The sequence below is a fragment of the Bradyrhizobium sp. AZCC 1610 genome, from assembly GCF_036924515.1.
Taxonomy (GTDB): Bacteria; Pseudomonadota; Alphaproteobacteria; order Rhizobiales; family Xanthobacteraceae; genus Bradyrhizobium.
Genome location: NZ_JAZHRR010000001.1, coordinates 2,676,246 through 2,701,892, shown reverse-complemented (window position 1 = coordinate 2,701,892; position 25,647 = coordinate 2,676,246). Strand labels below are relative to the sequence as shown.

The 25,647-nt window shown below is 63.7% G+C and carries 27 protein-coding genes; 16 read left to right on the top strand and 11 right to left on the bottom strand.

Annotated features, from left to right (window positions below):
• Nucleotides 1-84 precede the first annotated feature (84 nt).
• Complete coding sequence (locus tag V1279_RS12930; RefSeq protein WP_334436175.1) at nucleotides 85-489, top strand: four-helix bundle copper-binding protein; 405 nt, start codon at nucleotides 85-87, stop codon at nucleotides 487-489.
• Between the two features lie 21 nt (nucleotides 490-510).
• Here the strand turns inward: V1279_RS12930 and V1279_RS12925 are convergent, their stop codons facing one another.
• On the bottom strand, nucleotides 511-1,146 hold the full coding sequence (locus tag V1279_RS12925) for a class I SAM-dependent methyltransferase (RefSeq protein WP_334436172.1): 636 nt from the start codon (nucleotides 1,144-1,146) through the stop codon (nucleotides 511-513).
• Between the two features lie 265 nt (nucleotides 1,147-1,411).
• Between V1279_RS12925 and V1279_RS12920 the strand changes: the two genes are divergently transcribed.
• From V1279_RS12920 to V1279_RS12900, 5 genes are read left to right on the top strand one after another with little or no spacing between them, the layout of a single operon-like run.
• A complete protein-coding gene (locus tag V1279_RS12920; protein ID WP_334436170.1) occupies nucleotides 1,412-1,735 on the top strand; it encodes an ArsR/SmtB family transcription factor in 324 nt (107 codons plus the stop codon).
• Nucleotides 1,732-2,163, top strand: coding sequence for an SRPBCC family protein (locus V1279_RS12915; protein WP_334436169.1), 432 nt, complete (start codon nucleotides 1,732-1,734; stop codon nucleotides 2,161-2,163). Before V1279_RS12920 ends, V1279_RS12915 begins: the two co-directional genes overlap by 4 nt.
• A 55-nt stretch (nucleotides 2,164-2,218) precedes the next feature.
• The gene (locus V1279_RS12910; protein ID WP_057851425.1) at nucleotides 2,219-2,413 is read left to right on the top strand and encodes a hypothetical protein; all 195 of its coding nucleotides are present in this window, start codon (nucleotides 2,219-2,221) and stop codon (nucleotides 2,411-2,413) included.
• Nucleotides 2,414-2,438: 25 nt separating this feature from the next.
• Nucleotides 2,439-2,906, top strand: coding sequence for a DUF1801 domain-containing protein (locus V1279_RS12905; protein ID WP_334436166.1), 468 nt, complete (start codon nucleotides 2,439-2,441; stop codon nucleotides 2,904-2,906).
• Between the two features lie 17 nt (nucleotides 2,907-2,923).
• Complete coding sequence (locus tag V1279_RS12900; protein WP_334436163.1) at nucleotides 2,924-3,370, top strand: DUF1801 domain-containing protein; 447 nt, start codon at nucleotides 2,924-2,926, stop codon at nucleotides 3,368-3,370.
• A gap of 40 nt (nucleotides 3,371-3,410) precedes the next feature.
• On the opposite strand, the gene V1279_RS12895 is transcribed toward V1279_RS12900, so the two are convergent.
• The 3 genes from V1279_RS12895 to V1279_RS12885 form a co-directional block, all read right to left on the bottom strand.
• Nucleotides 3,411-4,406, bottom strand: a complete 996-nt coding sequence (locus tag V1279_RS12895) for a Bug family tripartite tricarboxylate transporter substrate binding protein (RefSeq protein WP_334436160.1) — start codon at nucleotides 4,404-4,406, stop codon at nucleotides 3,411-3,413.
• A gap of 73 nt (nucleotides 4,407-4,479) precedes the next feature.
• Nucleotides 4,480-5,697 carry a CaiB/BaiF CoA transferase family protein gene (locus tag V1279_RS12890; protein ID WP_334436158.1) on the bottom strand — a complete coding sequence of 406 codons (1,218 nt, stop codon included), beginning with the start codon at nucleotides 5,695-5,697 and terminating at the stop codon, nucleotides 4,480-4,482.
• Nucleotides 5,694-6,650 (bottom strand): hydroxymethylglutaryl-CoA lyase, encoded by a 957-nt coding sequence (locus V1279_RS12885; RefSeq protein WP_334436156.1) that lies wholly within the window; start codon nucleotides 6,648-6,650, stop codon nucleotides 5,694-5,696. The genes V1279_RS12890 and V1279_RS12885 overlap by 4 nt, the downstream gene beginning before the upstream one ends.
• Nucleotides 6,651-6,775: 125 nt before the next feature.
• On the opposite strand from V1279_RS12885, the gene V1279_RS12880 reads away from it, so the two are divergent.
• On the top strand, nucleotides 6,776-7,744 hold the full coding sequence (locus tag V1279_RS12880) for a LysR family transcriptional regulator (RefSeq protein WP_334436154.1): 969 nt from the start codon (nucleotides 6,776-6,778) through the stop codon (nucleotides 7,742-7,744).
• On the opposite strand, the gene V1279_RS12875 is transcribed toward V1279_RS12880, so the two are convergent.
• The 4 genes from V1279_RS12875 to ndk form a co-directional block, all read right to left on the bottom strand.
• Nucleotides 7,741-10,068, bottom strand: a complete 2,328-nt coding sequence (locus tag V1279_RS12875) for a xanthine dehydrogenase family protein molybdopterin-binding subunit (protein ID WP_334436152.1) — start codon at nucleotides 10,066-10,068, stop codon at nucleotides 7,741-7,743. The genes V1279_RS12880 and V1279_RS12875 overlap by 4 nt on opposite strands.
• A gap of 74 nt (nucleotides 10,069-10,142) precedes the next feature.
• A complete protein-coding gene (locus tag V1279_RS12870; RefSeq protein ID WP_334446356.1) occupies nucleotides 10,143-10,358 on the bottom strand; it encodes a hypothetical protein in 216 nt (71 codons plus the stop codon).
• Nucleotides 10,359-10,603: 245 nt separating this feature from the next.
• On the bottom strand, nucleotides 10,604-11,440 hold the full coding sequence (locus tag V1279_RS12865; protein ID WP_334436149.1) for a TerC family protein: 837 nt from the start codon (nucleotides 11,438-11,440) through the stop codon (nucleotides 10,604-10,606).
• Between the two features lie 62 nt (nucleotides 11,441-11,502).
• A complete protein-coding gene (gene ndk / locus V1279_RS12860) occupies nucleotides 11,503-11,925 on the bottom strand; it encodes a nucleoside-diphosphate kinase (protein WP_334436146.1) in 423 nt (140 codons plus the stop codon).
• Between the two features lie 323 nt (nucleotides 11,926-12,248).
• On the opposite strand from ndk, the gene V1279_RS12855 reads away from it, so the two are divergent.
• From V1279_RS12855 to V1279_RS12845, 3 genes are all read left to right on the top strand, one after another.
• Complete coding sequence (locus V1279_RS12855; RefSeq protein WP_334436143.1) at nucleotides 12,249-12,509, top strand: sulfur globule protein precursor; 261 nt, start codon at nucleotides 12,249-12,251, stop codon at nucleotides 12,507-12,509.
• Nucleotides 12,510-12,696: 187 nt separating this feature from the next.
• Nucleotides 12,697-12,870 carry a hypothetical protein gene (locus tag V1279_RS12850; RefSeq protein WP_334436141.1) on the top strand — a complete coding sequence of 58 codons (174 nt, stop codon included), beginning with the start codon at nucleotides 12,697-12,699 and terminating at the stop codon, nucleotides 12,868-12,870.
• A 94-nt stretch (nucleotides 12,871-12,964) separates the two neighbouring features.
• Nucleotides 12,965-14,827, top strand: a complete 1,863-nt coding sequence (locus V1279_RS12845) for an ABC-F family ATP-binding cassette domain-containing protein (RefSeq protein ID WP_334436138.1) — start codon at nucleotides 12,965-12,967, stop codon at nucleotides 14,825-14,827.
• A 142-nt stretch (nucleotides 14,828-14,969) separates the two neighbouring features.
• Here V1279_RS12845 and V1279_RS12840 read toward each other — a convergent pair whose 3' ends face one another.
• The 3 genes from V1279_RS12840 to V1279_RS12830 form a co-directional block, all read right to left on the bottom strand.
• On the bottom strand, nucleotides 14,970-15,470 hold the full coding sequence (locus V1279_RS12840; RefSeq protein ID WP_334446354.1) for a hypothetical protein: 501 nt from the start codon (nucleotides 15,468-15,470) through the stop codon (nucleotides 14,970-14,972).
• 202 nt (nucleotides 15,471-15,672) lie between these two features.
• Complete coding sequence (locus V1279_RS12835; RefSeq protein ID WP_334436136.1) at nucleotides 15,673-16,125, bottom strand: DNA polymerase III subunit chi; 453 nt, start codon at nucleotides 16,123-16,125, stop codon at nucleotides 15,673-15,675.
• Nucleotides 16,126-16,140: 15 nt separating this feature from the next.
• Nucleotides 16,141-17,643: a leucyl aminopeptidase gene (locus V1279_RS12830; RefSeq protein WP_334436134.1), complete on the bottom strand. Its 1,503-nt coding sequence runs from the start codon at nucleotides 17,641-17,643 to the stop codon at nucleotides 16,141-16,143.
• Nucleotides 17,644-17,991: 348 nt separating this feature from the next.
• On the opposite strand from V1279_RS12830, the gene lptF reads away from it, so the two are divergent.
• From lptF to rsmA, 6 genes are all read left to right on the top strand, one after another.
• Nucleotides 17,992-19,161, top strand: a complete 1,170-nt coding sequence (gene lptF, locus V1279_RS12825) for an LPS export ABC transporter permease LptF (protein WP_334436131.1) — start codon at nucleotides 17,992-17,994, stop codon at nucleotides 19,159-19,161.
• A complete protein-coding gene (lptG, locus tag V1279_RS12820) occupies nucleotides 19,158-20,255 on the top strand; it encodes an LPS export ABC transporter permease LptG (protein ID WP_334436128.1) in 1,098 nt (365 codons plus the stop codon). The genes lptF and lptG overlap by 4 nt, the downstream gene beginning before the upstream one ends.
• Nucleotides 20,255-22,750 (top strand): LPS-assembly protein LptD, encoded by a 2,496-nt coding sequence (locus tag V1279_RS12815; RefSeq protein ID WP_442894761.1) that lies wholly within the window; start codon nucleotides 20,255-20,257, stop codon nucleotides 22,748-22,750. Before lptG ends, V1279_RS12815 begins: the two co-directional genes overlap by 1 nt.
• Before the next feature lie 72 nt (nucleotides 22,751-22,822).
• A complete protein-coding gene (locus V1279_RS12810; protein ID WP_442894887.1) occupies nucleotides 22,823-23,776 on the top strand; it encodes a SurA N-terminal domain-containing protein in 954 nt (317 codons plus the stop codon).
• A gap of 3 nt (nucleotides 23,777-23,779) precedes the next feature.
• Nucleotides 23,780-24,784 carry a 4-hydroxythreonine-4-phosphate dehydrogenase PdxA gene (gene pdxA / locus V1279_RS12805; protein ID WP_334436122.1) on the top strand — a complete coding sequence of 335 codons (1,005 nt, stop codon included), beginning with the start codon at nucleotides 23,780-23,782 and terminating at the stop codon, nucleotides 24,782-24,784.
• Nucleotides 24,781-25,647, top strand: a complete 867-nt coding sequence (rsmA, locus tag V1279_RS12800; protein WP_334436119.1) for a 16S rRNA (adenine(1518)-N(6)/adenine(1519)-N(6))-dimethyltransferase RsmA — start codon at nucleotides 24,781-24,783, stop codon at nucleotides 25,645-25,647. Before pdxA ends, rsmA begins: the two co-directional genes overlap by 4 nt.

Genomic DNA, 25,647 nt, shown 5'->3' with positions numbered 1-25,647 from the left:
CCGGAGGCCAGAACATTTTCGCTGGCCGCGGCTTGGAATAGCGGACGCCCCGTTTGCGGCCAACCTTCAAGCAAGGAGCTCACCATGCACGCCCGCGAAATGATCGGTACCCACCCGGCCGTCCAGGGCCAGATCAACGACGCCCTGATCCGCTGCATCGAGGAATGCTACTCCTGCGCACAGACCTGCACCTCCTGTGCCGACGCCTGCCTGTCGGAGCGCATGGTGCAGGAGCTGACCCAATGCATCCGCCTGGATCTGGATTGCGCCGACATCTGCAACATCACCGGCCGCATCATGACCCGCCGGACAGGTTCCGATGACGAAGTGATGCGCCGCATGCTCAGCGTATGCGCCGCCGCCTGCCGGCTTTGCGCGGAGGAGTGCCAGACGCACGCCGCCATGCATGAACATTGCCGCATCTGCGCGGAAAGCTGCCGCCGCTGCATGGAGGCCTGTTACGAAGTGGCACGCGGCATGGCGCACTAACGCGGCGATCGCCGATCCGAATCAGCCGTCGCGCCTGAATACGCTGAACTGGAAGTTCTGCCGGGAGTCCCAAGGCGTTGCGTGCTCGTGCCGTTGGGTGTGGACGAGCTTGAACGTGGCGCCGAGCGTCCGTCCGAGACTCGCACTGTCGTAACGCGCGACCGGCAGGCCGCTGCACTTTTCGGGGCCATCGGGCGCGAAGGTGGCGATGATGGCGTGCCCGCCGATTTTCAGGCCCCGCTCGAGGCGGGCGATATAGGCCGCGCGATCGCTTGCGTCGGTGAGAAAATGGAACGCCGCCCGGTCGTGCCAGATGTCATAGGGCCTGGCCGGCTCCCAGGTGGTGGCGTCCGCGACAATCCAGCTAACCCGTTCGGCGCCGGCGCCAAGGCGGCTCTCAAGGCGGCTTTTGGCGGCAGCCAGCGCCGCGCCCGACAGATCGAGCACGGTAACATCCTCAAACCCTTGCTCAACGAGATTGTCGACCAGCCGCGAAGCGCCGCCGCCGATGTCGATAATCGCTGACGCGTGGGTGGTGCCCGCCTGCACGATCAATTCGAGCGAAGGCGCCGGGCTTTGCTGAAACCAGCTGACCTCGTTCTCGCCCTTCGTCGTGTAGACGTTCTCCCAATGGGCCTGACGGCCAGCATCTTCCATGAGCCTCACCTCCCAGTTTGTACATGGTCATGCCGCCCGTCTTCGACAACGAGCCAACGATCATCTCGTCGGCGTTCGCGTCTACAGTTCTGCTTCGCGGGCGGTCGCGGGACCAGACGTCGATGCATAACCAGCGGGATATAGTAAGCTGGGGGAACCGCTGGTTCCCTTTATGGAGTTCTGTCGTTGGCCCGCCTTATCGCTTGACGAACCCATATCTCAGTGGTTATGCGTCGATCAATAACCCAGAGGTTATCGATCTCAGATGCCGAACGCTCACGACGTGCTGTTCAGAACCCTCGCCGATCCTACCCGCCGGACGATCTTCGAGCGGCTGTGCCGCGAAGGAGAGCAGACGGTGGGGGCCCTGACGGCGCGGGCCGGGATCTCGCAACCGGCCGTCTCAAAACATCTCGGCGTTCTCAAGCAGGCTGGGCTGGTACGCGACCGCCACGAAGGCCGACAGACGCACTATAGCGCCCAGCTCAGCGCCCTCGCCCCGCTGATCGACTGGACGAGCCAGATGCACGGCTTCTGGCAAAACCGATTCGACCACCTCGAAGACCTGCTCAAACGGATGGACCAATGACCAATACAGCGACTGAAACGCGCACCGTCGTCGTCGAACGCGAGATGCCGCATCCGCCGGAAAAGCTCTGGCGCGCGCTCACGCAACCACACCTGATGGAGGAATGGCTGATGAAGAACGACTTCAAGCCTGCCGTGGGTCACCGTTTCAATCTTCGCGGCGAATGGGGCGGCGTGATGGACTGCGAGGTGCTCGCCATCGAGCCGAACAAGGAACTGTCCTACACTTGGAATTTCAAGCACGAGGATGCGGCCTTCAACCTGCAGAGCGTGGTGACGTTTACGCTCACGCCAACGCGCACGGGCACCCTCCTGCGCATGGAGCAGTCGGGCTTCCGGCCGGATCAGAAGCAGGCCTTTGGCGGCGCCCACGCCGGATGGCAGCAATTCTTCGCGAAGCTGGAAGAGCTCGTGGCGCGGACGGAGTGAACCGCCGCGTTACGCTCCGGCTCGTCTACAAAGTCTGCAAAGGAGGAACTGGAACATGTGGATTCGGCAAATTCACCGCTGGCTGTCGATTGCTTTCACGGTGACCGTCGTTGCCAATTTCATTGCCATGGGATTGGGGGAGCCTTCCCCGTGGGTGGTATACTCCCCATTGCCGCCGCTCTTTTTACTAATGTTCACTGGCCTCTACATGTTCGTCCTGCCCTACGCCGCCAAATGGCGCAGCGGCTGACGTATCGGCGACAGGAGCGAACACAATGGCGCAAACGACGTCGAGAAGGCCGGCCAAGGCCGCAAAGAAGGCCGCCGCCAAGCAGACTGCCGCAAAGCCCGCCCTGCTCTCGGGCGGCAATCCCCAGATCGCGAAGGGATACGGCGACGCCCCCGTGCAGGCCTACATCGCGGCCATGCCGGGCTGGAAACGCGACGTCGGGCGCCACCTCGATGCTCTGATCGTGCGCACCGTCCCCGGTGTGCACAAGGCAGTCAAATGGAACACGCCGTTCTATGGCGTTGAAGGCCAAGGCTGGTTCCTCGGCTTTCACTGCTTCACGAAATACGTCAAAGTGACTTTCTTTCGTGGCACATCGCTGCGTCCTATTCCGCCCGGCGAGTCCAAGCATAAGGAAGTGCGTTACCTCGACATTTACGAGGACGACCTCGACGAAGCTCAGTTCGTCGCCTGGGTGAAACAAGTTAGCCAATTGCCCGGCGAACGATTGTGAGCGGAACGGCGACAGCCATGAAGAAAGCGACAAGCATGAAGAAGAGCGGCGCGAGCGAAGCAAAAGCAGGAGGCTCTCCCTCTCAGCAGATCGATGCAAGAATCAAGGAGCTGGGTGATTGGCGCGGCGAGATGCTCGCGCGTATCAGGAGCATCATCAAGCAGGCCGACCCCGAAGTGGTCGAGGAGTGGAAGTGGCGCGGCGTTCCGGTGTGGGAGCACGACGGCATCATCTGCACCGGCGAGACCTACAAGGCGGTCGTGAAGATGACCTTCGCCAAGGGCGCCTCGCTGGACGACCCAACAGACCTCTTCAACTCCAGCCTCGAAGGCAACACCAGGCGCGCCATCGACTTCCATCAGGGTGACAAGATCGATGAGAAGGCGTTGAAGGCGCTCATCCGCGAGGCCGCGGCACTGAACGTTTCGGCGCGGGCTTCCCGGAAGAAACCAAAGAGCGCTTGAGGCGACGATGGCGACGGACCCGACGAGGCGCTTGCCTCGCTCACTCGGCGGTGATGCCGAGAGCTCGGACGAGTTCACCCCGCGCCTGATAGTCGACCTCGATCTGGCGCCTGAAATCATCAGGCATGCCACCGACGGCGACCATGCCCTGCTTGTCCAGCCAGGCGCGCATCGTGTCCGTTGCAAGTATCTGGTTCACTTCCTTGTTCAAGGTAGCGATCACCGGTCTGGGCGTGTTCCTTGGGAGCATGAACCCGATATAGCTGATGATCTTGAACTGCGGAAAAGTTTCGCTGATCGCCGGCACGTTGGGCAGCAACGGGAATCGTTTCTCGGACGTGACGCCGAGCACCTTGATCTTGCCCGCCGTCGCCAGCGGCTCCACCGCCGTCGGTGCGCCGAACAGCAGCGGTATCTGCCCGCCGAGGAGATCGTTCACTGAAGCCGCTGTTCCCTTGTAGGGGATGTGGGTCATGGTGAAGCCGCCGTACTTCTGCAGCATCTCGCCGGCGAGGCGGTGCGGCGTCGAGCTGCCCGAACTCCCAAAGCTCAAATTCTGCGTCTTTTGCTTGCCCAGCGCGACGAGTTCGGCCACCGAATTGGCCGGCACATTGTTGGCCGCGGCAAGCAGCAGCGGCGACCATGCGACGCTGACGACCGGCTCCATGGCCTTCGAAAGGTCGAAGTGATTGCTGGTGGCGAGGTGCGGGTCGATGGTGACCATTGCATCGGTCACCATGAGGATGGAGTATCCGTCAGGCTCGGCGCGCGCGGCCGCTTGGGCCGCAATCATGCCGTTCGCCCCCGTCTTGTTTTCGATTACGACGGATACTTTGAGGTTCTCGCCGAGTTGCTTACCCACGATCCGGGCCAGAGCGTCGGCCTGCCCGCCCGCGGAATAGCCGACCAGCATCGTGATCGACCGCGATGGATATGGTTGCGCCTTTGCAGGCAACGCGATTGCGCTCAGCGCAAGAGCCGCGGTCGCCACACCGAGGATGCAAGCTTTCGCTCGAACCAGTTTGCCGGAAATCATACTCCGCTTCCTCCCTGACCATGTTGCATCACGCGAGGCGGTTGGACCGCTCTTGTTCGCTTCGTCTTCACTTCTATGCGGGCACGCTCGCAGCCTCGCCCAATACGCCCGCCGCGCGCAGTTCGAGAATTTCGTGCTCCGAATATCCGGCTGCGCTCAGAATCTCGCGCGCGTGCTCGCCAACCTTCGGCGGCTGGCGGTCGAGACCTGCGCGTTCGCGCCCGTCGCCGAACTCCATCGGAAGTGCTGGGATTCCGACCAGCGGTCCGCCGCCCAGCCCGGAAACGGCTGTCGCAAGCAGGCCGCCATGGGCAAGCAGATGCGGATCGATCGACAATTCATCGGGCCGTCCGACGCGCGAATAGGCCACCCGCGCCGCCTCGCACTTTTGAAGGATTTCATCGAGCGGCAATTGCGTGATCCGCCGCTCCAATTCGGGCAGCATCCACTCGCGTGCCTCGCAACGATTGGCGTTACCTGCAAACCGCGGATCGTCGCGCCAGTCGTCGAACCCAAAAATTTCGCAGAAGCGTTGCCAGTGCCCATCCGACGTGCAGCCGATGAAGACCTGGCCGCCATCGGAAGCGGTGAAAACGTCGTACACGCCCCAGGCATTCTTGCGGGCCGGCATCGGCGGCATCGGTCCGCCGGTCACGGCACTACCCACGACGATCGCGCCGAGCATGAACGTCGCGCTTTCAAACAGCGAACTCGCAACCTTCTGCCCGATGCCGGTGGCGTCGCGCTCGCGAAGCGCTGATAGCGCGGCCACCACGCCGAACACGCCGCCGAGAATGTCGATGACAGGTGCTCCGGCGCGCAACGGCCGGCCCGGCGGCCCGGTCATATAGGCGAGGCCGGACTGCATCTGCACCACCTCGTCGAGCGCGCCGCGGTTCTCGTACGGACCTTTGAGGAAACCTTTCATCGAGAGGTAGACGAGGCGCGGGTTGATCTTGCGCAGATCCTCCCAACTGCACTTCAGCCGTTCGATGGTTCCCGGGCCGAAATTCTCCAGCACGACATCGGCATCCTTCACGAGCCGATGCACGATCGCCTGTCCTTCGGGCCGCTTCAGGTCGATCGCGATCGAGCGCTTGTTGCGGTTGTAGGTCGCGAAAAATCCGGCGGCGAAGCCCGGCAACCGCCTGGTCGGATCGCCGTCGGCCGGCTCGATCTTCACCACGTCGGCGCCGAGATCGGCAAATACGACGCCGGCGCACGGCCCCATGATGGTGTGACCGAAATCGAGCACCTTCAGCCCCGCGAGCGGTCTGGAGGAAGTCGTCATGCAGCCCGTCTCCTGAATGCGGCGAGCGTTCCCGATCGCAATGCAGCGCTCGGCAGTCTGTGTCCGACGATCCGCTCGGCAAGCCGCCCGGCCTCGATCAGCGCCTCGATATTCAGGCCCGTGGAGATACCCATTTCCTCGCAGAGCAGCGCAAGTTCTTCGGTGGCGATGTTGCCTGGCGCCCCTGGCTGGCCGGCAAACGGGCACCCGCCGAGCCCTGCCACCGCGGCATCGAAAGCCGTGACGCCGAGCCGCAGGCCCTCATAGGCACAGGCGATGCCCTGCCCGCGCGTGTCGTGAAGATGAAGCGCGATCCGCACATCGTCGAAGCGGTCCCGAACGGCGCCGACGGCATCCGCGACGCGCCGGGGCGTGGCCCAGCCCATGGAGTCTGCCAACGTGACGTCCTGCACCGCCACGCCGGCTTCGCGCGCGACGGCGCGCGCGTCCGCAACCGTCTCGACGACTTTTGCCGGCGAGATGTCTCCAGCGAAGTTGCAGCCGAAGGCGGCCATGACGATGATCTTGCTAATCGACACGCCGGCTTCCCGATGCACGCGCACATATCTGCGCATCGCCTCGATCTGTCCGGCACGGTCGCGATTGAGGTTCCTGATCGCAAACGGTTCGGAGGCGCTCAGTGAAATGAATCCGGCAAGGGCAAGTTTCTGCTTGAACGCCAACGCGCGCAGCATCCCGGCCTCATTGAACCACACCGCCGAGTATTCGACGCCTTCCCGCGCCGTGAAGCCTTCCATGACGGCCTCGGCATCGGCCCACCCCGGAACGTGCTTGGGATTGACGAAAGAAGCGACCTGGATCCGACGGAGGCCGCACGCGGAGAGCGCGTCGATCAACGCGATCTTGTCCGCCGTCGCGATCGGACCGGTCTCGATCTGAAAGCCTTCGCGGGGTCCCTCCTCGCTGATGACGACGCTGCTCGGCAGGTCCATGCGCCGGCGCTCCTCCGGGGTTGTCGTTATTACTTGTGACGGCAGCTTGCCGCGTGCATAGACATCTGACAAATATAATATGAAGATCATTCTATTCTGATAATTAGATGGCAGGAGCGATTTCAATGGCGCTCGGATTGCGGCAGCTCAGGTATTTCATCGCCATCGCCGACGCCGGCGTGCTGTCGCGGGCGGCGGAGACGCTCAACGTCGCCCAGTCGGCGTTGAGCCATCACGTCGCCGCACTCGAAACGGATCTGGGCGTCAAGTTGCTCGAACGAAGGCCGCGCGGGATCGCGCTGACCGCGGCCGGCCGGCGGCTCTACGAGCATGCCAGCGCCGTGCTTTCGGCGCTCGGCAAGGCGGAAGAGGATGTCCGGACCTATAACGAGGCCGCAACCGGTCCGGTTAGCCTCGGCCTCAGCCATACCGCGATCGCCATGGTCGCCCTCGATGTCATGAAGGCGGTGCGAAAGAACTCTCCGGGCGTATATCTGACGGTCGTCGAGGCGCTGTCGCCGGCGCTGATCGAGCGCATCTTCTCAGGCACGGTCGATCTCGCGCTCGCCTATAATCCACCGCGGGATGCTCGCCTGGACGTCGAGTTACTGCACGACGAAGAGCTCTATCTCGTCGGGCATCCGAGCCTGATCGGCCGATCATCCGGCCCGATCGCGTTCTCTGCCATTCCGCAACGAAGCGTGGTTGGGCTGACGCCGATGCCGGCATCGCGGGCCATCATCCAGACCCAGGTTCTTCGTAATCAAATCACTCCGAGCGAAACGCTCGAAGTCGATTCATTGTCGGCATTGCGAATGGCGATCGAGGCTGGACTGGGATGCGCGATCCTCTCCCGCGCAACCGTCCTCTCCGACCTGGCGGCGGCGAAATATCACGCACGGCGCATCATCGATCCGCCGCTGACGCGTTCGTGCGCCCTGGTTTCGCTTGCAGACCGGCCGCAGACCAAGGCGTTCCTCGAGGTTCGCAGGACCGTGGTCGAGATCGTCCGCGCGGCCGTCAACGAAGGGCGCTGGCCCGCGAAAGGAAGCGGCCGGCGGAGCAAGCGCACCAGCGCGCCGCGGCGGCCTTAGTCCTGTCCAGGCGTTTGCGAGCCGGCCGACCGGATCGCGCGCCAGATGCGGGAGGGCGTAGCGGGCATATCGAGATGCCGCACGCCGAGCGGCGTCAGTGCGTTCATCACGGCGTTCATGATGGTGGCGGGTGCGGCGATGGCGCCGGCCTGACCGCTTCCCTTCACCCCCAGCCGGTTGGCGCGGCTTGGAAAGTCGCCCGTCAGGCTACCCTCGAACGCGGGAAGATCGTCCGCGCGCGGCAGCGCATAATCCATCAGCGAGCCCGAGAGGATCTGCCCGGTCTCCGCATCGAACAGCGCGTGCTCGAACAACGCCTGGCCGATGCCTTGCGCGACGCCGCCATGCACCTGTCCCAGCGTCAGGCGAGGATCGAGCAGGCGACCATAGTCGTCGAAAATCACATAGCGATCGAGCCTGACTTCCCCGGTCTCGGGGTCGATCTCGACTTCGGCAATATGGCAGCCATTGGGGAAGGTATAGCGGTCGCACAGGTGGGTCGCCTTGTGCGCAAGGCCGGGCGCGACATCGTCGCCGGGCGTCTGGTAGGAGGCGCGCGCCACCTCGTCGAGGCTGATCTCCTGCCCGGTCGCGGCCACGCGCAGCATGCCGGCTTCATAGCTGACGGCATCGACACTGGCTTGCAGCAGGCGGGCGGCAAGCCGCCGCGCATTCTCGATCAGGCCTTCGGCCGCCATCAGCAGCGCGGTGCCGCCCTGATGCATGGAGCGCGCCCCGCCATGCCCGCCGCCGGAGTCGAGATCATCCGTATCGCCCTGCCGAAACCGGAAGCGCTCGAGCGGCAGGCCGAACGCATCGGCCGCGATCTGGGCGAACGTGGTCTCGTGGCCCTGGCCGCTGGAATGCGTGCCGACCTTCAGATCGATCAGGCCGTCCTTGCCGAGACACACCTCCGCCACCTCATTGGGCTGGCCGCGCGACGTTTCGAGAAAGCAGGCGTAGCCCAAGCCGCGCAGCTTGCCCCGCTTGCGCGAGCTTCGCCGGCGCGCATCGAATCCTGCCGCGGCCTTGACCGCGTGATCGATCGCGTGCGCAAAGCTGCCCTGCTCGACGATAAGCCCCATCGCGCTTGAATGGGGAAAACGGCGAAAGATGTTCTTGCGCCGCAGCTTCAGCGCATCCATCCCGAGCTGGTGAGCTGCAATATCGATGCAGCGCTCGATCAGATAATTCGCCTCGGGCTTGCCGGCGCCGCGATAGGCGTCGATCGGCGTCGTATTGGTGAACACGCCGCTCGTCTCAAATGCGATCAGCGGAATGTCGTAGACGCCGCCCATCGCGCTCGCCATCGCCCTGGTCGGCACGCCCGCCGCCAGCGTCGAGACATAGGCGCCCAGATTGGCGAGGACTTTGGTGTCGAGCGCCAGGAAGCGGCCATCGCGGTCGAGCGCAAGGCGGGCGCGGACGAGGCTGTCGCGGCCATGGACGGAGCCGGTGAAATCCTCGCTGCGATCCCCGATCCACGTGACCGGGCGGCCGAGGCGGCGCGCCGCCCAGAGCACCAGCACCCATTCCGGATAGAGAACGTTCTTCATCCCGAAGCCGCCGCCGACGTCGGGAATGCTGACGCGAAGTTTGTCTCTGCCGATGCGAAAGACATCGTCGGCGAGCAGGTCGCGGATCGCGTGCGCGCCGGCGGCCGAGGCGATCAGATGCAGACGGCCGCTGGCGACATCGAACTCCCCTACCGCGCCGCGCGTCTCCAGCGGCGCGGCGACGACGCGGTTGTTGACCAGCTCGCATTCCACGACATGGGCGGCGGCGCGGATCGCCGCTTCCACCGGACCGATCTCGCCACGATTGAACCGGAACGCGATATTGCCTCTAGCCTCCGGCCAGATCGGCGCGGCGCCCGGCAGAATGGCATCTGCGATCGAGACGACCGGCGGCAGCGACGCATAGTCGACGACGATGGCCTCGGCGGCATCGCGCGCGGCTTCGGCGCTATCCGCGACCACGAACGCGACCGGCTCGCCGACATAACGAACGGCGTCGCGCGCCAGCGCGTGACAGGGCGGCACCACGAGCGGCGTTGTCATCGGGATACCGGTCACCACGCACGGCAGCGGGCCGATATTGTCGGATGCCAGTTCGGCTCCCGTGAGCACAGCGGCGACGCCGCGCATCTTGCGCGCCGCATCGATGCTGATCGCTGCGATCCGCGCATGCGCATGCGGCGAGCGGACGACGACGCCATGAAGCGCGTTGGACGCCAAGAGATCGGCGATGTAGCGCCCGCGGCCCCGCACGAAGCGCTCGTCTTCGAGGCGATCGATGCTGCGCCCCAATAACGGCTCGGTCATGGGAAGCTGTATGGAACCCCGCAGCGGTAAAAGCAATCGGCAGCCTCGTCAGCCGCCGACCAATCGCTCGATGATTAACGCTGAATGAGCTGCAATTCCAGCAGTGCAAGTCTTTGCAGAACGATCGGGTCGTGCTCTCCGCCATGGGCCGCGCGCAGGATCGCTTCGGCGAGCGCTTGAACGTGGCTGGACTGGACCGGCTCGGGAAGTGAAGCCACCGCGGCATCAAGCGCCACTTCCATCACCGAGATCACCTCGGGCGGGAAGGACGCATTGGAAAAATCCTTCATGATGGTCGCAACCAAAAGGAGCGGCTGCCAACACGCCTTGGCAGCGGGAATGCAATCGGCAGCCGCTTTGGAGTTCGATGTGTCTATCCCTTGGACACAAATTGCATAATTTCCCCGGCATCGAAGCGTTCCTGAAGGGCGAGCAAAATCGCCATCCATCGGTCCGATACTCACCTCACGCCTGCCTTGCGCCGGCAGGCTTCAAGGCCGCATCGCCCTCGCCGCCGGCGCCGAGAATTGATTCTCTACGCGGTGGCGGAGTGCTCGACGCCTTCCAGCTTCCGCCTGCGCCAGATCGATCCCGCCACGAGCACCACGGCGATGCCGATGAGCCCGAGCAGCACCTCGCCGCCGTGGCCGCCATTGGCAAAACGCAGCCCAAGACCAAGCGAGCTCAGCACGCCATCGAGGCCGACACCGACCGGGCCGTTGAAGAACGCATGCATCGCCGGCTGTATCGCGGGGTCGGTCGCCATCACCTCGCCGGCGACCCAGCCGAGCAGGCCCGCACCGGCCCACACCAAGGCAGGCAGGCGCGTGAGCAGCGCCATGATCAGCGCCGCGCCGGCGACGATCAGGGGAACGCTGATGGCAAGGCCGATGACCAGCAGCGGAATGCTGCCGTTGGCGGCGGCGGCAACCGCAATCACGTTGTCGAGGCTCATGACAATGTCGGCGATCGCCACGATCTGCACGGCCGCCCACAGATGCGCAGCCGCATCCACGTCTCCCTCGCCCTCGTGTTCAGGCACCAGCAGCTTCGCTGCGATAAACAGCAACGCGAGGCCTCCGACCAGCTTGAGGAACGGCAGCGCCATCAACGTCACGACGATACCGGTGAAGATGATGCGCAAGAGAACGGCGACGCCGGCGCCAAGGATCATGCCCCAGAACCGCTGGCGCGGCGGCAAGCCCCGGCACGCCATCGCGATGACAAGCGCGTTGTCGCCCGACAGCAGGATGTTGATCCACATGATCTTGCCGAGCGCGACCCAGAAAGCGGGGTGCTGCATCTCGGCCTGGAACTGGGTGAAGAACGCCGAGATAGTCGCAGGATCGAAAATTTGCCACAGCCAGTTCACAGCGTTCCCCCTCGGCTCTTTCAGCCGTTGCGCGCGGCGCCTATCGCCGCTGTCCTAATAAATCAGCCGACGATTTCGTTGCCCGAAAAGAACTGCGCGATTTCGATCGCGGCGGTCTCCGGCGCGTCCGAACCGTGCACCGAATTCTCGCCGATCGACTTCGCATGGACCTTGCGGATCGTGCCATCCGCGGCCTTCGACGGATCGGTGGCCCCCATCACGTCACGGTATTTGAGCACGGCGCCCTCACCCTCCAGCACCTGCACCACGACCGGGCCCGAGGTCATGAAGTCGACCAGTTCGCCGAAGAACGGACGCGCCTTGTGAACCGCGTAGAAGGTTTCCGCCTGTTCCCGAGTCATGCGAATGCGCTTCTGGGCCACGATCCGCAGCCCCGCCCTCTCGATCAACGCGTTGACGGCGCCGGTCAGATTGCGCTCGGTCGCGTCCGGTTTGATGATCGAGAAAGTGCGTTCAATCGCCATTGCTTACGTCCTTACAAAACGCCGGGTGGAGAGTTCCGGGGCTTATATCGGCGCCACCTCACGACGGCAAGCGACCCGGTGACGCGGCTGCCACCTCTTTTTGGCGAGTTTTCGTGCGGCGGACGCGCCGCGGGGGCGAAGATTACAGCAATTTCACGGAGGTGAACCCTGTCTGAAGCCGCCGTGCCGTCTTCATTCAGCATCGCGGCCGTAGACTTAACGACGATCGAACGCAGGGCACGCGCGTCCGCCGGCCCCAGGGCGTCACGGGACCCGATCTCACTGATGGTGCCAACTGGCACCGAAACTTTGAGGAGACGATCATGTTACGCAAACTTTCGCTCGTTGCAGTGGCGGCAGCTTCGCTGGGTGCGGCCGCGCTGGCGCCGACCTCGGCCTCGGCCGGCGGCTGGCACCATGGCGGCCGGCACCACCATCGTCATCATCATCACGGCTGGGGTGGCCCGCGCGTCTTCATCGGCGGCCCGGCCTATTACGCCGGCGGATATGGCGGCTGCTACGCGCGGCGCCTGGTTCCGACCCCTTGGGGCCCGCGCTGGCGGTTGGTGAACCGCTGCTACTGAACTGATCTGAGCTTCCCCCCGAGACTGACGCCCCGGCCGCCGCGCCGGGGCTTTTTTTCAAGGAACCAATTTTGGAAAGTGATTCGACTACTTGCACGGGAAACAAATCGCGCCGTTGTGACTTGATCCGTCGACACCCTCGGACCTTGCGAGTGCTGCGAGGTGGAACTCGTCAAAGAGACTGTTCATGGATTCTCGAATCAACGGTTTCGTTCAAATCGATCACAAGACCTGCCAGTCCATTTGCCACGGCGTGGGCGAACGGTTGCAACAAAACATGCGCCCGGAAGCAGAACTTTCCCCCCGGCTGCGAGAGTTGATGGATGAACTGCGTCGGCGCGACGACGACGAGCTGCATTGAATGATGCTTTGCCGATAGAATTTGCCGATCAGCCGATAGATTTTTCCGATAATAAATGGGTTGCGTTTGCCGGCCGCTCCGGTGACAACCCCGCATGCTTTCCATCACAGATATTTCGGTCCGGATTGCCGGGCGGCTCCTGATCGACGACAGCACCGTGCAGATCGTGCCCGGCGCGCGCGTCGGCTTCGTCGGCCGCAACGGCGTCGGCAAATCGACGCTGTTTCACGCGATCCGCGGCGACCTGCCGACCGAATCCGGCAGCATCACCCTGCCGCCGCGCTGGCGCATCGGCAGTCTGGCGCAGGAGGCGCCGGACGGCCCGGAGAGCCTCGTCGATGTCGTGCTGAAGGCCGATCTGGAGCGCGACGCGCTGCTCCGTGAAGCCGAAACCGCCACCGATCCGCACCGTATCGCCGAGATCCAGGTGCGGCTGGTCGACATCGACGCCCACTCCGCGCCGGCCCGCGCGGCGGCAATCCTGAGCGGCCTCGGATTTTCCACCGCGGACCAGGCGCGGCCGTGTTCGGAATTCTCCGGCGGCTGGCGCATGCGGGTGGCGCTGGCGGCGACGCTGTTCTCGGCGCCCGATCTCTTGCTGCTGGACGAGCCAACCAACTATCTCGACCTCGAAGGCACGCTGTGGCTGGAAGACCATCTGGCCAACTATCCGCGCACCGTCATCGTGATCAGCCACGACCGCGACCTGCTCGACACCTCGGTCGATCAGATCCTGCACCTCGATCGCGGCAAGCTGACGCTCTACAAGGGCACCTATTCCTCGTTCGAGGAACAGCGCGCCACGCGCGAGATGCTGGACGCCAAGCATGCCAAGCGCCAGGCCGACGAGCGCAAGCGGCTGCAGGCCTTCGTAGACCGCTTCAAGGCGAAGGCCTCGAAAGCCCGCCAGGCCCAGTCGCGTGTCAAGATGCTGGAACGGATGAAGCCGATCACTGCGCTGGTCACCCAGGACGTGCGTGAAATCGCGTTCCCGACGCCGGAGAAAATGCTGTCGCCGCCGATTATCGCCGTCGACGACGTGTCGGTCGGCTACGATCCGAAAAAGCCGGTGCTCAATCGCGTCACGCTGCGTATCGACACCGACGACCGCATCGCCCTGCTCGGCTCCAACGGCAACGGCAAGTCGACGCTGGTCAAGCTGTTGGCCAACAAGCTGCAACCTTTCTCCGGCCGGATCACCCGGGCGGAAAAACTCTCGGTCGGCTATTTCGCGCAGCATCAGGTCGACGAGCTCAACCTCGACGGCTCGCCCTACGATCACGTCCGCAGGCTGATGCCCGATGCGCCGGAAACCAAGGTGCGCGGCCGCACCGGCGCGATCGGGTTTTCCGGAAAGGCCGGCGATACCCTGGTCAAGAGCCTGTCGGGCGGCGAGAAGGCACGGCTATTGCTCGGGCTTGCCACATTCTTCGGCCCGAACATGATCATCCTCGACGAGCCGACCAACCATCTGGACATCGACAGCCGTGCGGCGCTGGCCGAAGCGATCAACGATTTTCCCGGCGCCATCATTATGGTCTCGCACGACCGCTACCTGATCGAATCCTGCGCCGATCAATTGTGGGTCGTCGCCAATCAGACGGTGACGACTTACGACGGTGACCTCGACGATTACAGGCGAATGGTGTTGTCGATCGGCGACACACGCAGCGGTTCGCGCGAGCGCATCAAGGAAAGCGCGAAGCCCGAGCGCGGCAAAAGCGAAAGACGAACGCCGCTGAAGCAGCGGATCGCCGAGGCCGAGGCCGAAATCCAGCGCATCAACGGCATCATCGCCAAGATCGACACGGCGCTTGCCTTGCCGGATCTGTTCACGCGCGATCCCAAGCAGGCCGCCCAGCTCAGCAAGGCGCGTGCCGGTGCCGAAAGCGCGCTGCGGCGGGCTGAGGAAGTCTGGCTGGAAGCAAGTTCACAATACGACGAAGCGGCGGGCTAGAGTCGGTTCCGATTGAATCAGAACCGGCTCTAGCTTCTTGTTTTGACGCGTTTTCTTGACACGAACCGGTACCCATCCCCCGGATCAAGTCCAAGGACCTGCTTCGCTTGAAAACGCTATAAAACCGCTCGATGCCCGCGAACTACGCGGCCGGCTTTTTCTTCGGCTTGGCGCCCCTACCCGGCGCCACCGGCTCCGGTCCACGCTCGATCGACGTCAGGCGTCCCGCGGTAAAGGTGTAGATTCCGGCCCGCTGGCCACGCGAATAGTTGATGACGGCGACTCGGTCGCCGCGCGCGTTGCTGGAGAAATTGACGTTGTCGGGTGCACCAATGCCACGCACGACGTCGCATTCGGTATGACCGAGCGCCACCGTTCCGGTCGTCGAGGGAGGCGGACTGCCTGCAGCGCCGTCTGCCAGCGCGTTTGCACCAGCGCCCGGCGTCGCCATTCCGGGACAACCGCCGTCGGCACTGACCAGTTCATCCGGCGTCACAGACTTTTCCGGGCTGAGTGGCGGCGTTTCGATCGACACGTTTCGGATGAACACGCGGCCGGAACGGGAAAACCAGTCCGCATCCTTCGACAGAAGGTCTGACGCACCCGAGCAGCCCGCAAGCGCGGGCCCGAGCAGCAACAACATCAGCAGTGGTTTTCGATCGATCGTTCCGCGTCGCACGCTAGACCTTGGCTCCGCCCTTGACTGTAACCATTTGTCCGACCATCACTTTGCGGCACGACCATGGCTGCCCGCAAGGTCCGGCGCAGAATCCGCAGATTATCATTAATTCCCCAAGATCGCTAATTTCCACCAATTTCCAAGGACCACTAATATCCGAGCATCGCTATTGCCGCCGCTGCCACCGGCCCCGCTCGTCGGTCTGCCAATAAGTCAGCTCGAACCCTCGTGCCTTGCAATCGGCCCAGGCGCCGCGCGCCGCGGTCAGCGCGTCATCATCGTCGCCGTTGAAGACCAGCACCACCCGTTCGTAGCTGTCGCAATCGGCCGGCAACGCCGCATTGTCGATCAGGAACCTGACATTTGCCCGGTTCGGGTTGCCCTCCTCGATTGAGAGAATGATGGGCTGGTCCTGCGCATCACTGGCGCGCCATGTGGCGTGCGGCAGGAACGAATCGTCGCTGTAGGCCCACAAATGCGCATCGAGCGCCTCGGTGCGCTCCGGCGAAGTCGATTGCACGACCACGCGCCAGCCGCGCTCGAGCGATTTTTCCAGAAGCGGCGGCAATACGCTTTCGAGCGACATGCCCTGCAAATGATAGAACAGGATTTCCGTCATCCGGCTGCGATCCGGTTACTTCGTGGCTTCGTAATATTCCGCGACCAACCGGTCCAAAAGGCGAACGCCATAACCCGACCCCCAACTGTGGTTGATGTCGGTTTTCGGCGCGCCCATCGCAGTTCCCGCGACGTCGAGATGCGCCCACGGCGTGTTGTCGACGAACCGCTGCAGGAACTGCGCGGCGGTGATCGAACCGCCGTGGCGCCCGCCGGTATTCTTCATGTCGGCAAACTGCGAATCGATCTGCTTGTCGTATTCGGGACCAAGCGGCATGCGCCAGACGCGCTCGCCGGTTTCGGTTCCGATCTTGCTCAGCCGTTCCGCCAGTTCGTCGTTGTTGGAGAACATTCCGGAATATTCGGTGCCGAGCGCGACCATGATCGCGCCGGTGAGTGTCGCAAGATCGACCATGAGTTTGGGCTTGAATTTCTTGGCCACGTACCAGAGCACATCGGCCAGCACCAGCCGGCCTTCGGCGTCGGTGTTGATGATCTCGATGGTCTGCCCCGACATCGAGGTGACGATATCGCCGGGGCGCTGGGCGTTGCCGTCAGGCATGTTCTCGACCAGGCCGATCGCGCCGACCGCGTTGACCTTCGCCTTGCGGGCCGCCAGCGCATGCATCAGCCCGACCACGCACGCAGCGCCTCCCATGTCGCCTTTCATGTCTTCCATGCTGGCGGCGCCCTTGATGGAAATACCGCCGGTGTCGAAGCAAACGCCCTTGCCGACGAAAGCGACCGGCTGATCGCCCTTCTTGCCGCCGTTCCAGTGCATGATCACGGTGCGGCCGGGCTGCGTCGAGCCCTGCGCGACACCGAGCAGTGCGCCCATGCCGAACTTCTTCATCGCCTTGACGTCGAGCACCTCGACCTCGACACCGAGCTTCTTGAGCTGGCTCGCGCGGCGCGCGAATTCGATCGGGTACAGCACGTTCGGCGGCTCGTTGACGAGTTCGCGTGCGATGATCACGCCGTCCACGACATGGGATGCCGGCGCGAAGGCCTTTCGCGCGGCGGCGACATCCCCGACGGCGATCGAAACGTCGGCGCGAAGCGCGCCGTTCTCGCCGTCTTTCTTCTTGGTCTTGTAGCGGTCGAATTTATACGCGCGCAGCCGGATACCCGACGCGATGGCGGCGGCGGCATCGCCCTGCATCGCCGCCTCGGGCAGCTCGGCGATCACGGTGACCGATTCGCTGGCGGCATTGAGCTTGCCCGCCGTCACCCCGCCGAACTTGAGAAAATCCTTCTCCTTGATATCGGCCGCCTTGCCGACGCCGACCACGATCAGGCGCTCCGCCTTGATTCCATCCGGCGCCGGGATATCGAGCGTCGATCCGCTCTTGCCCTTGAACTGATTGGCGGCCGCCGCCCGCTTGACGGTGTTGGCAGCCGTCCCCAGCGCCTTCCGCGTCGCCTCGCCGAACTTCAATGCGTCATCGCAAAACACCACGAGAACGCCACGGGGCGCGGCGGAAAAAGCGACAAAGCCGACCTTGACGGTGTCGGACATAGGTAAATCCTCCAGAATTCAGGGCTTCTTGCGGGTCCGGAATCGGCCCGTACGATGGAATGTTTCTCTTCGGTAACGGCCCAAATCGCTCAGGACCTGACGTTTTCGGCACTATGGCCCGCAAGCCACGGCACTGCCAAGCGCCGCAGTGGCCGGAAGGCCACATGAAGTGAATTATTAACCGCATCGAGGGGACGCCACGGCCCGGCCATTTTGTTGACGGATCAAAGGGATGGTGGTGAGAATGCAGACGGCTGGTGTTGGCGGCCCGACCAAAGGGGAACCCTCAAACGGGGGTTGGTCGGAAGCCGCTCTTCGGGCGCGCAAGGGTGGGATCGTGCGGTAACGATGGGGTCGATCGACAGGTACATTTTCCGCACGACGCTCGCGTCGTTTGCGCTGATCCTGGTCAGCCTCACCGGCGTGATCTGGATTACGCAGGCGCTGCGCGGCATCGACCTGATGACGAGCCAGGGCCAGACCATCATCACCTTTCTCGGCATCACCAGCCTGGTGATTCCGGCGCTTGTGCTGGTCATCGCGCCGATCGCGCTGATGATCGCGATCTCGCATACGCTGAACAAGCTCGCCACCGATTCCGAAATCATCGTAATGAATGCCGCCGGCTTTTCCCCATTCCGGCTGTTCCGCCCATTTTTCTTCGCCACTTGTGTGGTGGCGATGCTGGTCACCTTCATCGCTGCCTATCTCGCTCCCGACGGCCTGCGCCGGATCAAGCAATGGGACGCCGAGATCACGGCCGACGTGCTGACCAACATCCTGCAGCCGGGACGTTTCGCCCAGCTCGACCAGAACCTGACGATTCGCATCCGGGAACGGCAGCCGGGCGGCGTTCTCGCCGGCATCTTCGTCGACGACCGCCGCGATCCCAAGGAGCGCGTCACCATCATCGCCGACCATGGCACGGTGCTGAAGAACGAGAACGGCTCCTACCTGGTGCTGGAGGACGGCAACCTCGAACGTTTCGAGGCGGGAAAGCGCGATCCGGCGCTGGTGGCTTTCGCCCGCTATGCCTTCGACATGTCGAAATTCTCCAATCGCGGCCGTGACGTCGCGCTCGGAATTCGCGAACGCTATCTCTGGGAGCTGGTTTCGCCCTCGGAGGACGACCCGGTTTTCAAGCAACTGTCCGGACAGTTTCGCGCCGAGCTGCATGACCGATTCCTGGCGCCGGTCTATCCCTTCGCGTTCGCAGTCCTGACCTTTGCCTTCCTCGGCACGCCGCGCACCACGCGCCAGAGCCGCAATTTTTCGATCGGCGGATCCATCCTGGCGGTGTTTGGCCTGCGCATGGCGGGATTCGCCTGTTCGGTGATGACGGTGAAGACACCGGGCATGGCTCTCGTCCAGTATTCGATGCTGTTCGCCGCGATCGGCGGGGGGCTGTGGATGATCATCGCTGGCATCGTGGTGGAGCCGCCGGCGGCGCTGATGGAGGCCATCAACAGGTCGAACGCGCGGCTGGCGCGGCTCTTTGGACGGCCCGCCACAGCATGAGCATGATGACCAATACGCTCGGGCGATACTTTGCCGGCCGCTTCCTGGTCGCGGCGGTGGGCGTGTTTGCGAGCATTTTCGTGCTGCTCGTGCTGGTCGACTACATCGAAATGGTCCGCAAGACTTCCGGGCTGGTGTCGGTATCCGCGATCACGGTGGCTCAGACGTCGCTTTACCGGGTGCCGCAACTGCTCGAGAAGCTGATGCCGTTCTGCGTCCTGATCGGCGCGATGACCTGTTATCTCGCGCTGTCGCGGCGGCTCGAACTGGTGGTCGCACGTGCGGCCGGCGTATCCGCCTGGCAGTTCATCTCGCCTGCACTGGCAAGCTCGATCATCCTCGGCACCGTGGCGACTGTTGCCTACAACCCGATGTCGGCGAACCTGCGCGAACTTTCCAAGCGGATGGAGGCCGAGCTGTTCGGCTCGGCGCCCGGCGGCGGCATCCAGGATGCATCCGGCTTCTGGCTCAACCAGATCAACAGCGACGGCCAGTCGATCATCAATGCGGCGCGCAGCGAGCAGCAGGGTGTACGGCTGACCGGACTGACCGTGTTCCGATTCGACACCGATCTCCAGTTCAAGGAGCGAATCGAAGCCCGCGAAGCCGCCCTCGAGGAAGGCCGTTGGGCCTTCAAATCGGTACGCAGGTACTCCCTGGATAAACCTCCGGTTGATCAGGAGAACTATTACCTGACGACCACCCTCACCCCGGCCCAGGTTCGCAACAGTTTCTCCACCCCCGAAACCGTGTCTTTTTGGCAACTGCCCGGCTATATCCGCTCTTCCGAAAGCTCTGGCTTCGCGACCGCCGGCTACCGTCTGCAGTACCATAAGCTCATCGCACAGCCGTTTTTGCTGGCTGCAATGGTGATGTTGGCGGCTTCCGTCAGCCTTCGCTTCTTCCGGATGGGCGGCGTGCAAAAGATGGTTTTGAGTGGCGTGGGCGCGGGCTTTCTGCTCTACGTTTTATCGAAAGTTACTGAGGATTTGAGCAAGGCTGAGTTGATGCATCCGATCGCTGCGGCGTGGTTGCCCGTCTGTGTGGGTGGCCTCACCGGCTTTTTGGCCTTGTTGTACCAGGAGGACGGGTAGTGGCCGTTGTCGCCGCCCGCCAGTTGAGGTCGCCTGCGTTCAGGCGGCGCACCGATGTGCGCCGCTATCGAGCCCGCTTGGCTGCCGTTGGCGTTCCCATTTTTGCCCTGCTCGCCGGGATCGTTCTCGCGGGCTCGATCGAGCTTGCCCTGACGGTGCCGGCCTCGGCGCAAAGCTTCACCTACAATCCGCGGCCGCCCAAGCCGCCGCCACGGCCTGCCAACAACGACGGCAGGATGACCGTGCAAGCGGTCGAGGTGGATTACGACTACAACAACCAGCGCGTGTCCGCGGTCGGCAACGTGCAGATGTTCTACAACGGCACCAGTGTGGAGGCCGACAAGATCATCTATGACCAGAAGACCAAACGGCTGCATGCGGAAGGCAACATCCGCCTGACCGATGCGGAAGGCAAAGTCACCTACGCCAACATCATGGATCTGAGCGACGACTACCGTGACGGGTTCGTCGATTCGCTCCGCGTCGACACCGAGGACGCCACGCGGATGGCGGCGACGCGCGCCGACCGTTCCGCCGGCAATTACACCGTGTTCGAAAACGGCGTGTATACCGCCTGCGCGCCCTGCAAGGACAATCCGAAGAAGCCGCCGCTGTGGCAGGTCAAGGGTGCGCGCATCATCCACGACCAGACCGACAAGATGCTGTACTTCGAAAACGCGCAGCTCGAGTTCTTCGGCGTGCCGATGGCGTATCTGCCGTATTTTTCGACGCCAGATCCGACCGTCAAGCGCAAGACGGGTTTCCTGATGCCGTCCTTCACGACGGTCACCGGCTACGGTTACGGCGTGGAAACCCCGTTCTATTGGGCGATCGCGCCGGATTATGACGCGACCTTCAATCCGCGCTTCACCACCAAGCAAGGCGTGCTGTTCCAGGGCGAATTCCGCCAGCGCCTGATCAACGGCTCCTACCAGATCCGCGCCTACGGCATCGATCAGCTCGACCAGGGCGCCTACGCCGGTCAACCCGGCGACCGCCAGTTCCGCGGCGGCCTCGACACCAAAGGCCAGTTCGCGCTCAACGACAAATGGGTTTGGGGCTGGGACGGCGTTCTGCTGTCGGACTACTACTTCTTCTCGGATTACCGGCTGGCCCAGTACAAGGACCCGCTGGGCTCGTTCCTGAGCCTTCCGACGGAAGCCATCTCGCAGCTTTATCTGACCGGCGTCGGCAATCGCAGCTTCTTCGACGCGCGCACGATCTATTACCTCTCCTTCTCCGGCAACCAGGACCAGGTGCCGGTGATTCATCCGGTCATCGACTATTCCAACGTCCTCAACCACCCAGTCCTCGGCGGCGAGGTCAGCTACAAGACGAATTTCACCAGCCTGTCGCGTACGACCGCGGCCTTCGATCCGATCACGACATTGGCGAACACCGCCAGCCTGTGCACCACGACGTCCGCCGATCCGCTGGCGCGGACGCCGTCGCAATGCCTGTTGCGCGGCTTCCCCGGCACTTACACGCGCCTGACGGCCGAGGCGCAATGGCGGAAGTCGTTCACCGATCCGTTCGGCCAGATCTGGACGCCGTTTGCGATTCTGCGCGCCGACGCCATCAACGCCTCGGTTTCGAACCAACCCGGTGTTTCGAATTTCCTTCCTGTCGGCGACACGCAGGCGCTGCGCCCGATGCCGGCCGTCGGCCTCGAATATCGCTACCCCTTCATCAACGTACAGCCCTGGGGCACCACCACGATCGAGCCGATCGCGCAGATCATCGCTCGTCCCAACGAGACCTACGCCGGCAAGCTGCCCAACGAGGACGCCCAGAGCATGGTGTTCGACGCCAGCAACCTGTTCGCGGTCGACAAGTTCTCGGGCTACGACCGCGTCGAAGGCGGCGGCCGCGCCAATGTCGGCGTCCAGGCGACCACGCAGTTCGATCGCGGCGGCAGCGTCAATGTGCTGTTCGGACAATCCTACCAGTTGTTCGGCCTGAACTCGTACGCCGTGCACGACGTGACCAATACCGGGCTCGATTCCGGCCTGCAGACCCCCCGGTCCGACTACGTCGCTCGCGTCAACTATTCGCCGAACCGCACCTATACGTTCAGCGTGCGCTCGCGCATTGATGAGGCGACGTTGAACGTCAATCGCTTCGAAGCCGAGGGACGCGCCTCATTCGACCGCTGGTCGGTCAGCATGATGTACGGCAATTATGCCGAGCAGCCGGAACTCGGCTATCTGACCCGGCGCGAAGGCCTGCTCGGCAGCGCGTCGATCAAGCTGGCGTCGAACTGGGTCGTGTCGGGCTCGGCGCGGTGGGATCTTGAAGCCAACAAGCTGAACCAGTACATCGTTGGCGCAGGCTATGTGGATGACTGCTTCGTGCTGGCGGCCAATTACGTCACGTCCTACAACTACTCCGCCGGGACGACGCCGCCGGTGCTCAGCCACGCGTTCATGCTGCAGATCGGCCTGCGGACCATCGCGAATTCGTCCTCGACGGCCGGCAACACCGGCATGCAGTAGCGTGAGGCCCGACCTTGCCGGACAGTACCCAGCGCAACGCGGTACGAATTGGTTGATACGGCTGACATGACCATGACGACCATCAAGCTCCTTTCTCGCCGACTTTGGTCCAATGTTTGGTCCCTTGCCGCCGGCGGCGCCGTCGCGCTTGCCGTGCTGGCCGGCGGGGTTTCGCCAGTGCCCGCTCAGTCGGTGGCCTGCATGGTCAACGGCGAGCCCATCACCAGTCTCGATATCGAGCAGCGTACCAAGCTCAACTTCCTGACCACGCGGAAGCAAATGCCGCGGCAGGAAGTGATCGACGAACTGACCAACGAAAAGGTGAAGATCAAGGAAGCCAAGAGATTCGGCGTCGATCCTTCCGCCAGCGATATCGATCAGGCCTATGCGGGAATGAGCCAGCGGATGCGGCTGTCGCCCGAGCAGCTCACCAAGTCCCTGGAGAGCAGCGGTGTCCGGCCGGAAACGCTGAAGTCCCGCCTCAAGGCCGAGATGGTCTGGGGCAGTCTGGTGCGCGGCCGCTTCAAGGAGAGCCTGCAAGTCGGCGAGAAAGACGTTGCGGCCGCCGCCCAGGAAAGCGGCGAACCAACCCAGACCGAGGCGTTCGAATACAAGCTGCGGCCGATCGTGCTGATCGTGCCGCGCGGCTCGGCGCAAGCGGCGATCGACCTGCGGCGCAAGGAAGCGGAATCCTTGCGCGAGCGCGTCCAGACCTGCGAGCAGGCCAACTCCTACTTCAAGTCGATGCAGAACGCTGCGATCCGCGACACCGTGACCAAGACTTCGGCCGACATCCCGGGCCCGCTTCGCGAATTGCTGGACAAGACGCCAATCGGTCGTTTGACCCCGCCCGAAATCACCAAACAGGGCGTGGAGATGGTGGCATTGTGCGAGAGGAAACCGACCAAGATCGATACGCCGAAGAAGCGGGAAATCCGGGAAAAGATGTACGCCCAGAAATACGAGACAAAACAGAAAGCCTATCTGAACGACATCCGCAAAGCTGCAATGATCGAATGTCGTTGATGCATGGCAAAACCCCTCGCGCTGACATCCGGCGAGCCCGCGGGCATCGGCCCCGACATCGCCATCGCGGCATGGCTGCGGCGTAGCGAGCTCGACCTTCCGCCGTTCTATCTACTCGGCGATCGCGCGTTCTTCGCCGAGCGGGCGAAAGTCCTGGGATTGCAGGTCGAGCTTGCCGATGCCGCGCCCGAGGATGCGAGCGCGACATTCGCGAAGGCGTTGCCCGTGGTGGCAACAGGCGAAATCGCCACCGCACGCCCCGGACAGCCCGACGATACCAGCGCAAGCGCTGCGCTGGCCTCCATTCGCCACGCGGTCGACCATGTCCGGACGGGGCGAGCCGGCGCCGTCGTCACCAACCCGATCGCGAAGAGCGTGCTGTACCGCGCCGGATTCCGCCATCCCGGCCACACCGAGTTTCTCGCCGAGCTTGCCGCCGATGGCGGCCGCACGCCCCAGCCGGTGATGATGTTGTGGTCGCCGGCGCTCGCCGTCGTTCCCGTCACCATCCATCTTTCGCTGCGTGAGGCGCTGGCCCAGCTCTCGAGCGAGCTGATCGTGACGACCGCCCGGATCGCGGTCGCGGATCTGAAAGCGCATTTCGGCCTGGCCCAGCCGCGGCTTGCCATATCGGGCCTCAATCCGCATGCCGGCGAGGACGGCTCGCTCGGCAGCGAAGACATCGACATCGTCGCGCCGGCGGTCGAAACGCTGCGCAAAGATGGCATCGACGCCAGGGGCCCGTTGCCGGCGGATACCATGTTTCACGCCGCGGCGCGCAAGACCTACGACTGCGCCATCTGCATGTATCACGACCAGGCGCTGATCCCGATCAAGACGATTGCGTTCGAGGACGCCGTCAACGTCACGCTGGGATTGCCGTTCATCCGCACCTCGCCGGACCACGGCACGGCCTTCGACATTGCCGGCACCGGCAAGGCCAACCCGTCGAGTCTCGCAGCAGCCTTGCGGCTCGCCGCACGCATGGCGACGACCAAGCCTTCATGAGCGCGATCGACGATCTGCCGCCACTGCGCGACGTCATCCGCGAACATTCCCTGTCGGCGCGCAAATCCCTCGGCCAGAATTTCCTGCTCGACCTCAACCTCACGGCGCGGATTGCACGCGCCGCAGGCCCGCTCGAAGGCGCCACGATCATCGAGGTCGGCCCCGGCCCCGGCGGCCTGACGCGCGCGCTGCTGGCGCTGGGCGCAAAACGCGTCATCGCGGTCGAGCGCGACGAGCGCGCGCTGGCCCCGCTCGATTACATCGCCAGGCGTTATCCCGGGCGGCTCGAGATCGTGCACGCCGACGCGCAGCGCTTCGATCCCCGCCCGATGCTGGGCGGCGAGCCGGCAAAAATCGTCGCCAACCTGCCCTACAACATCGCGACTGCGCTTTTGGTGGACTGGCTCTCGATCGAGCCGTGGCCGCCCTGGTACGACATGATGGTGCTGATGTTTCAGCGCGAGGTCGCCGAGCGGATCGTCGCAAGAGAGAATGACGAGGCCTATGGCCGGCTCGCGGTGCTCGCCAACTGGCGCGCCGAGACCAAAATCCTGTTCGACATTTCTCCCGCCGCTTTCGTGCCGCAGCCCAAGGTCACCTCCTCGGTGGTGCGGCTGACGCCGCGCAGCGCCCCTGAAACGTGCGACCGCCGCGCCCTCGAACAAGTGGCCGCCGCGGCCTTCGGCCAGCGCCGCAAAATGCTGCGGCAGAGCCTCAAATCGCTGTCGGTCGATCCGGCGCGGCTGGCGGCGGCCGCGGAAGTCGATGCGACCCGGCGGGCCGAAACAATCCCCGTTTCAGGCTTTGTTGCCATGGCCCGTGAATTGACCGATATACGAAACACAAAAACTCAAACGCTCTGA

What these genes read in the sequence shown, in the direction of transcription:
- V1279_RS12930 (WP_334436175.1), top strand. Translation starts at nt 85, where the DNA reads ATGCACGCCCGCGAAATGATCGGTACCCACCCGGCCGTCCAGGGCCAG.
- V1279_RS12925 (WP_334436172.1), bottom strand. Translation starts at nt 1,146, where the DNA reads ATGGAAGATGCTGGCCGTCAGGCCCATTGGGAGAACGTCTACACGACG.
- V1279_RS12920 (WP_334436170.1), top strand. Translation starts at nt 1,412, where the DNA reads ATGCCGAACGCTCACGACGTGCTGTTCAGAACCCTCGCCGATCCTACC.
- V1279_RS12915 (WP_334436169.1), top strand. Translation starts at nt 1,732, where the DNA reads ATGACCAATACAGCGACTGAAACGCGCACCGTCGTCGTCGAACGCGAG.
- V1279_RS12910 (WP_057851425.1), top strand. Translation starts at nt 2,219, where the DNA reads ATGTGGATTCGGCAAATTCACCGCTGGCTGTCGATTGCTTTCACGGTG.
- V1279_RS12905 (WP_334436166.1), top strand. Translation starts at nt 2,439, where the DNA reads ATGGCGCAAACGACGTCGAGAAGGCCGGCCAAGGCCGCAAAGAAGGCC.
- V1279_RS12900 (WP_334436163.1), top strand. Translation starts at nt 2,924, where the DNA reads ATGAAGAAAGCGACAAGCATGAAGAAGAGCGGCGCGAGCGAAGCAAAA.
- V1279_RS12895 (WP_334436160.1), bottom strand. Translation starts at nt 4,406, where the DNA reads ATGATTTCCGGCAAACTGGTTCGAGCGAAAGCTTGCATCCTCGGTGTG.
- V1279_RS12890 (WP_334436158.1), bottom strand. Translation starts at nt 5,697, where the DNA reads ATGACGACTTCCTCCAGACCGCTCGCGGGGCTGAAGGTGCTCGATTTC.
- V1279_RS12885 (WP_334436156.1), bottom strand. Translation starts at nt 6,650, where the DNA reads ATGGACCTGCCGAGCAGCGTCGTCATCAGCGAGGAGGGACCCCGCGAA.
- V1279_RS12880 (WP_334436154.1), top strand. Translation starts at nt 6,776, where the DNA reads ATGGCGCTCGGATTGCGGCAGCTCAGGTATTTCATCGCCATCGCCGAC.
- V1279_RS12875 (WP_334436152.1), bottom strand. Translation starts at nt 10,068, where the DNA reads ATGACCGAGCCGTTATTGGGGCGCAGCATCGATCGCCTCGAAGACGAG.
- V1279_RS12870 (WP_334446356.1), bottom strand. Translation starts at nt 10,358, where the DNA reads ATGAAGGATTTTTCCAATGCGTCCTTCCCGCCCGAGGTGATCTCGGTG.
- ndk (WP_334436146.1), bottom strand. Translation starts at nt 11,925, where the DNA reads ATGGCGATTGAACGCACTTTCTCGATCATCAAACCGGACGCGACCGAG.
- V1279_RS12855 (WP_334436143.1), top strand. Translation starts at nt 12,249, where the DNA reads ATGTTACGCAAACTTTCGCTCGTTGCAGTGGCGGCAGCTTCGCTGGGT.
- V1279_RS12850 (WP_334436141.1), top strand. Translation starts at nt 12,697, where the DNA reads ATGGATTCTCGAATCAACGGTTTCGTTCAAATCGATCACAAGACCTGC.
- V1279_RS12845 (WP_334436138.1), top strand. Translation starts at nt 12,965, where the DNA reads ATGCTTTCCATCACAGATATTTCGGTCCGGATTGCCGGGCGGCTCCTG.
- V1279_RS12840 (WP_334446354.1), bottom strand. Translation starts at nt 15,470, where the DNA reads ATGTTGTTGCTGCTCGGGCCCGCGCTTGCGGGCTGCTCGGGTGCGTCA.
- V1279_RS12835 (WP_334436136.1), bottom strand. Translation starts at nt 16,125, where the DNA reads ATGACGGAAATCCTGTTCTATCATTTGCAGGGCATGTCGCTCGAAAGC.
- V1279_RS12830 (WP_334436134.1), bottom strand. Translation starts at nt 17,643, where the DNA reads ATGTCCGACACCGTCAAGGTCGGCTTTGTCGCTTTTTCCGCCGCGCCC.
- lptF (WP_334436131.1), top strand. Translation starts at nt 17,992, where the DNA reads ATGGGGTCGATCGACAGGTACATTTTCCGCACGACGCTCGCGTCGTTT.
- lptG (WP_334436128.1), top strand. Translation starts at nt 19,158, where the DNA reads ATGAGCATGATGACCAATACGCTCGGGCGATACTTTGCCGGCCGCTTC.
- V1279_RS12810 (WP_442894887.1), top strand. Translation starts at nt 22,823, where the DNA reads ATGACGACCATCAAGCTCCTTTCTCGCCGACTTTGGTCCAATGTTTGG.
- pdxA (WP_334436122.1), top strand. Translation starts at nt 23,780, where the DNA reads ATGGCAAAACCCCTCGCGCTGACATCCGGCGAGCCCGCGGGCATCGGC.
- rsmA (WP_334436119.1), top strand. Translation starts at nt 24,781, where the DNA reads ATGAGCGCGATCGACGATCTGCCGCCACTGCGCGACGTCATCCGCGAA.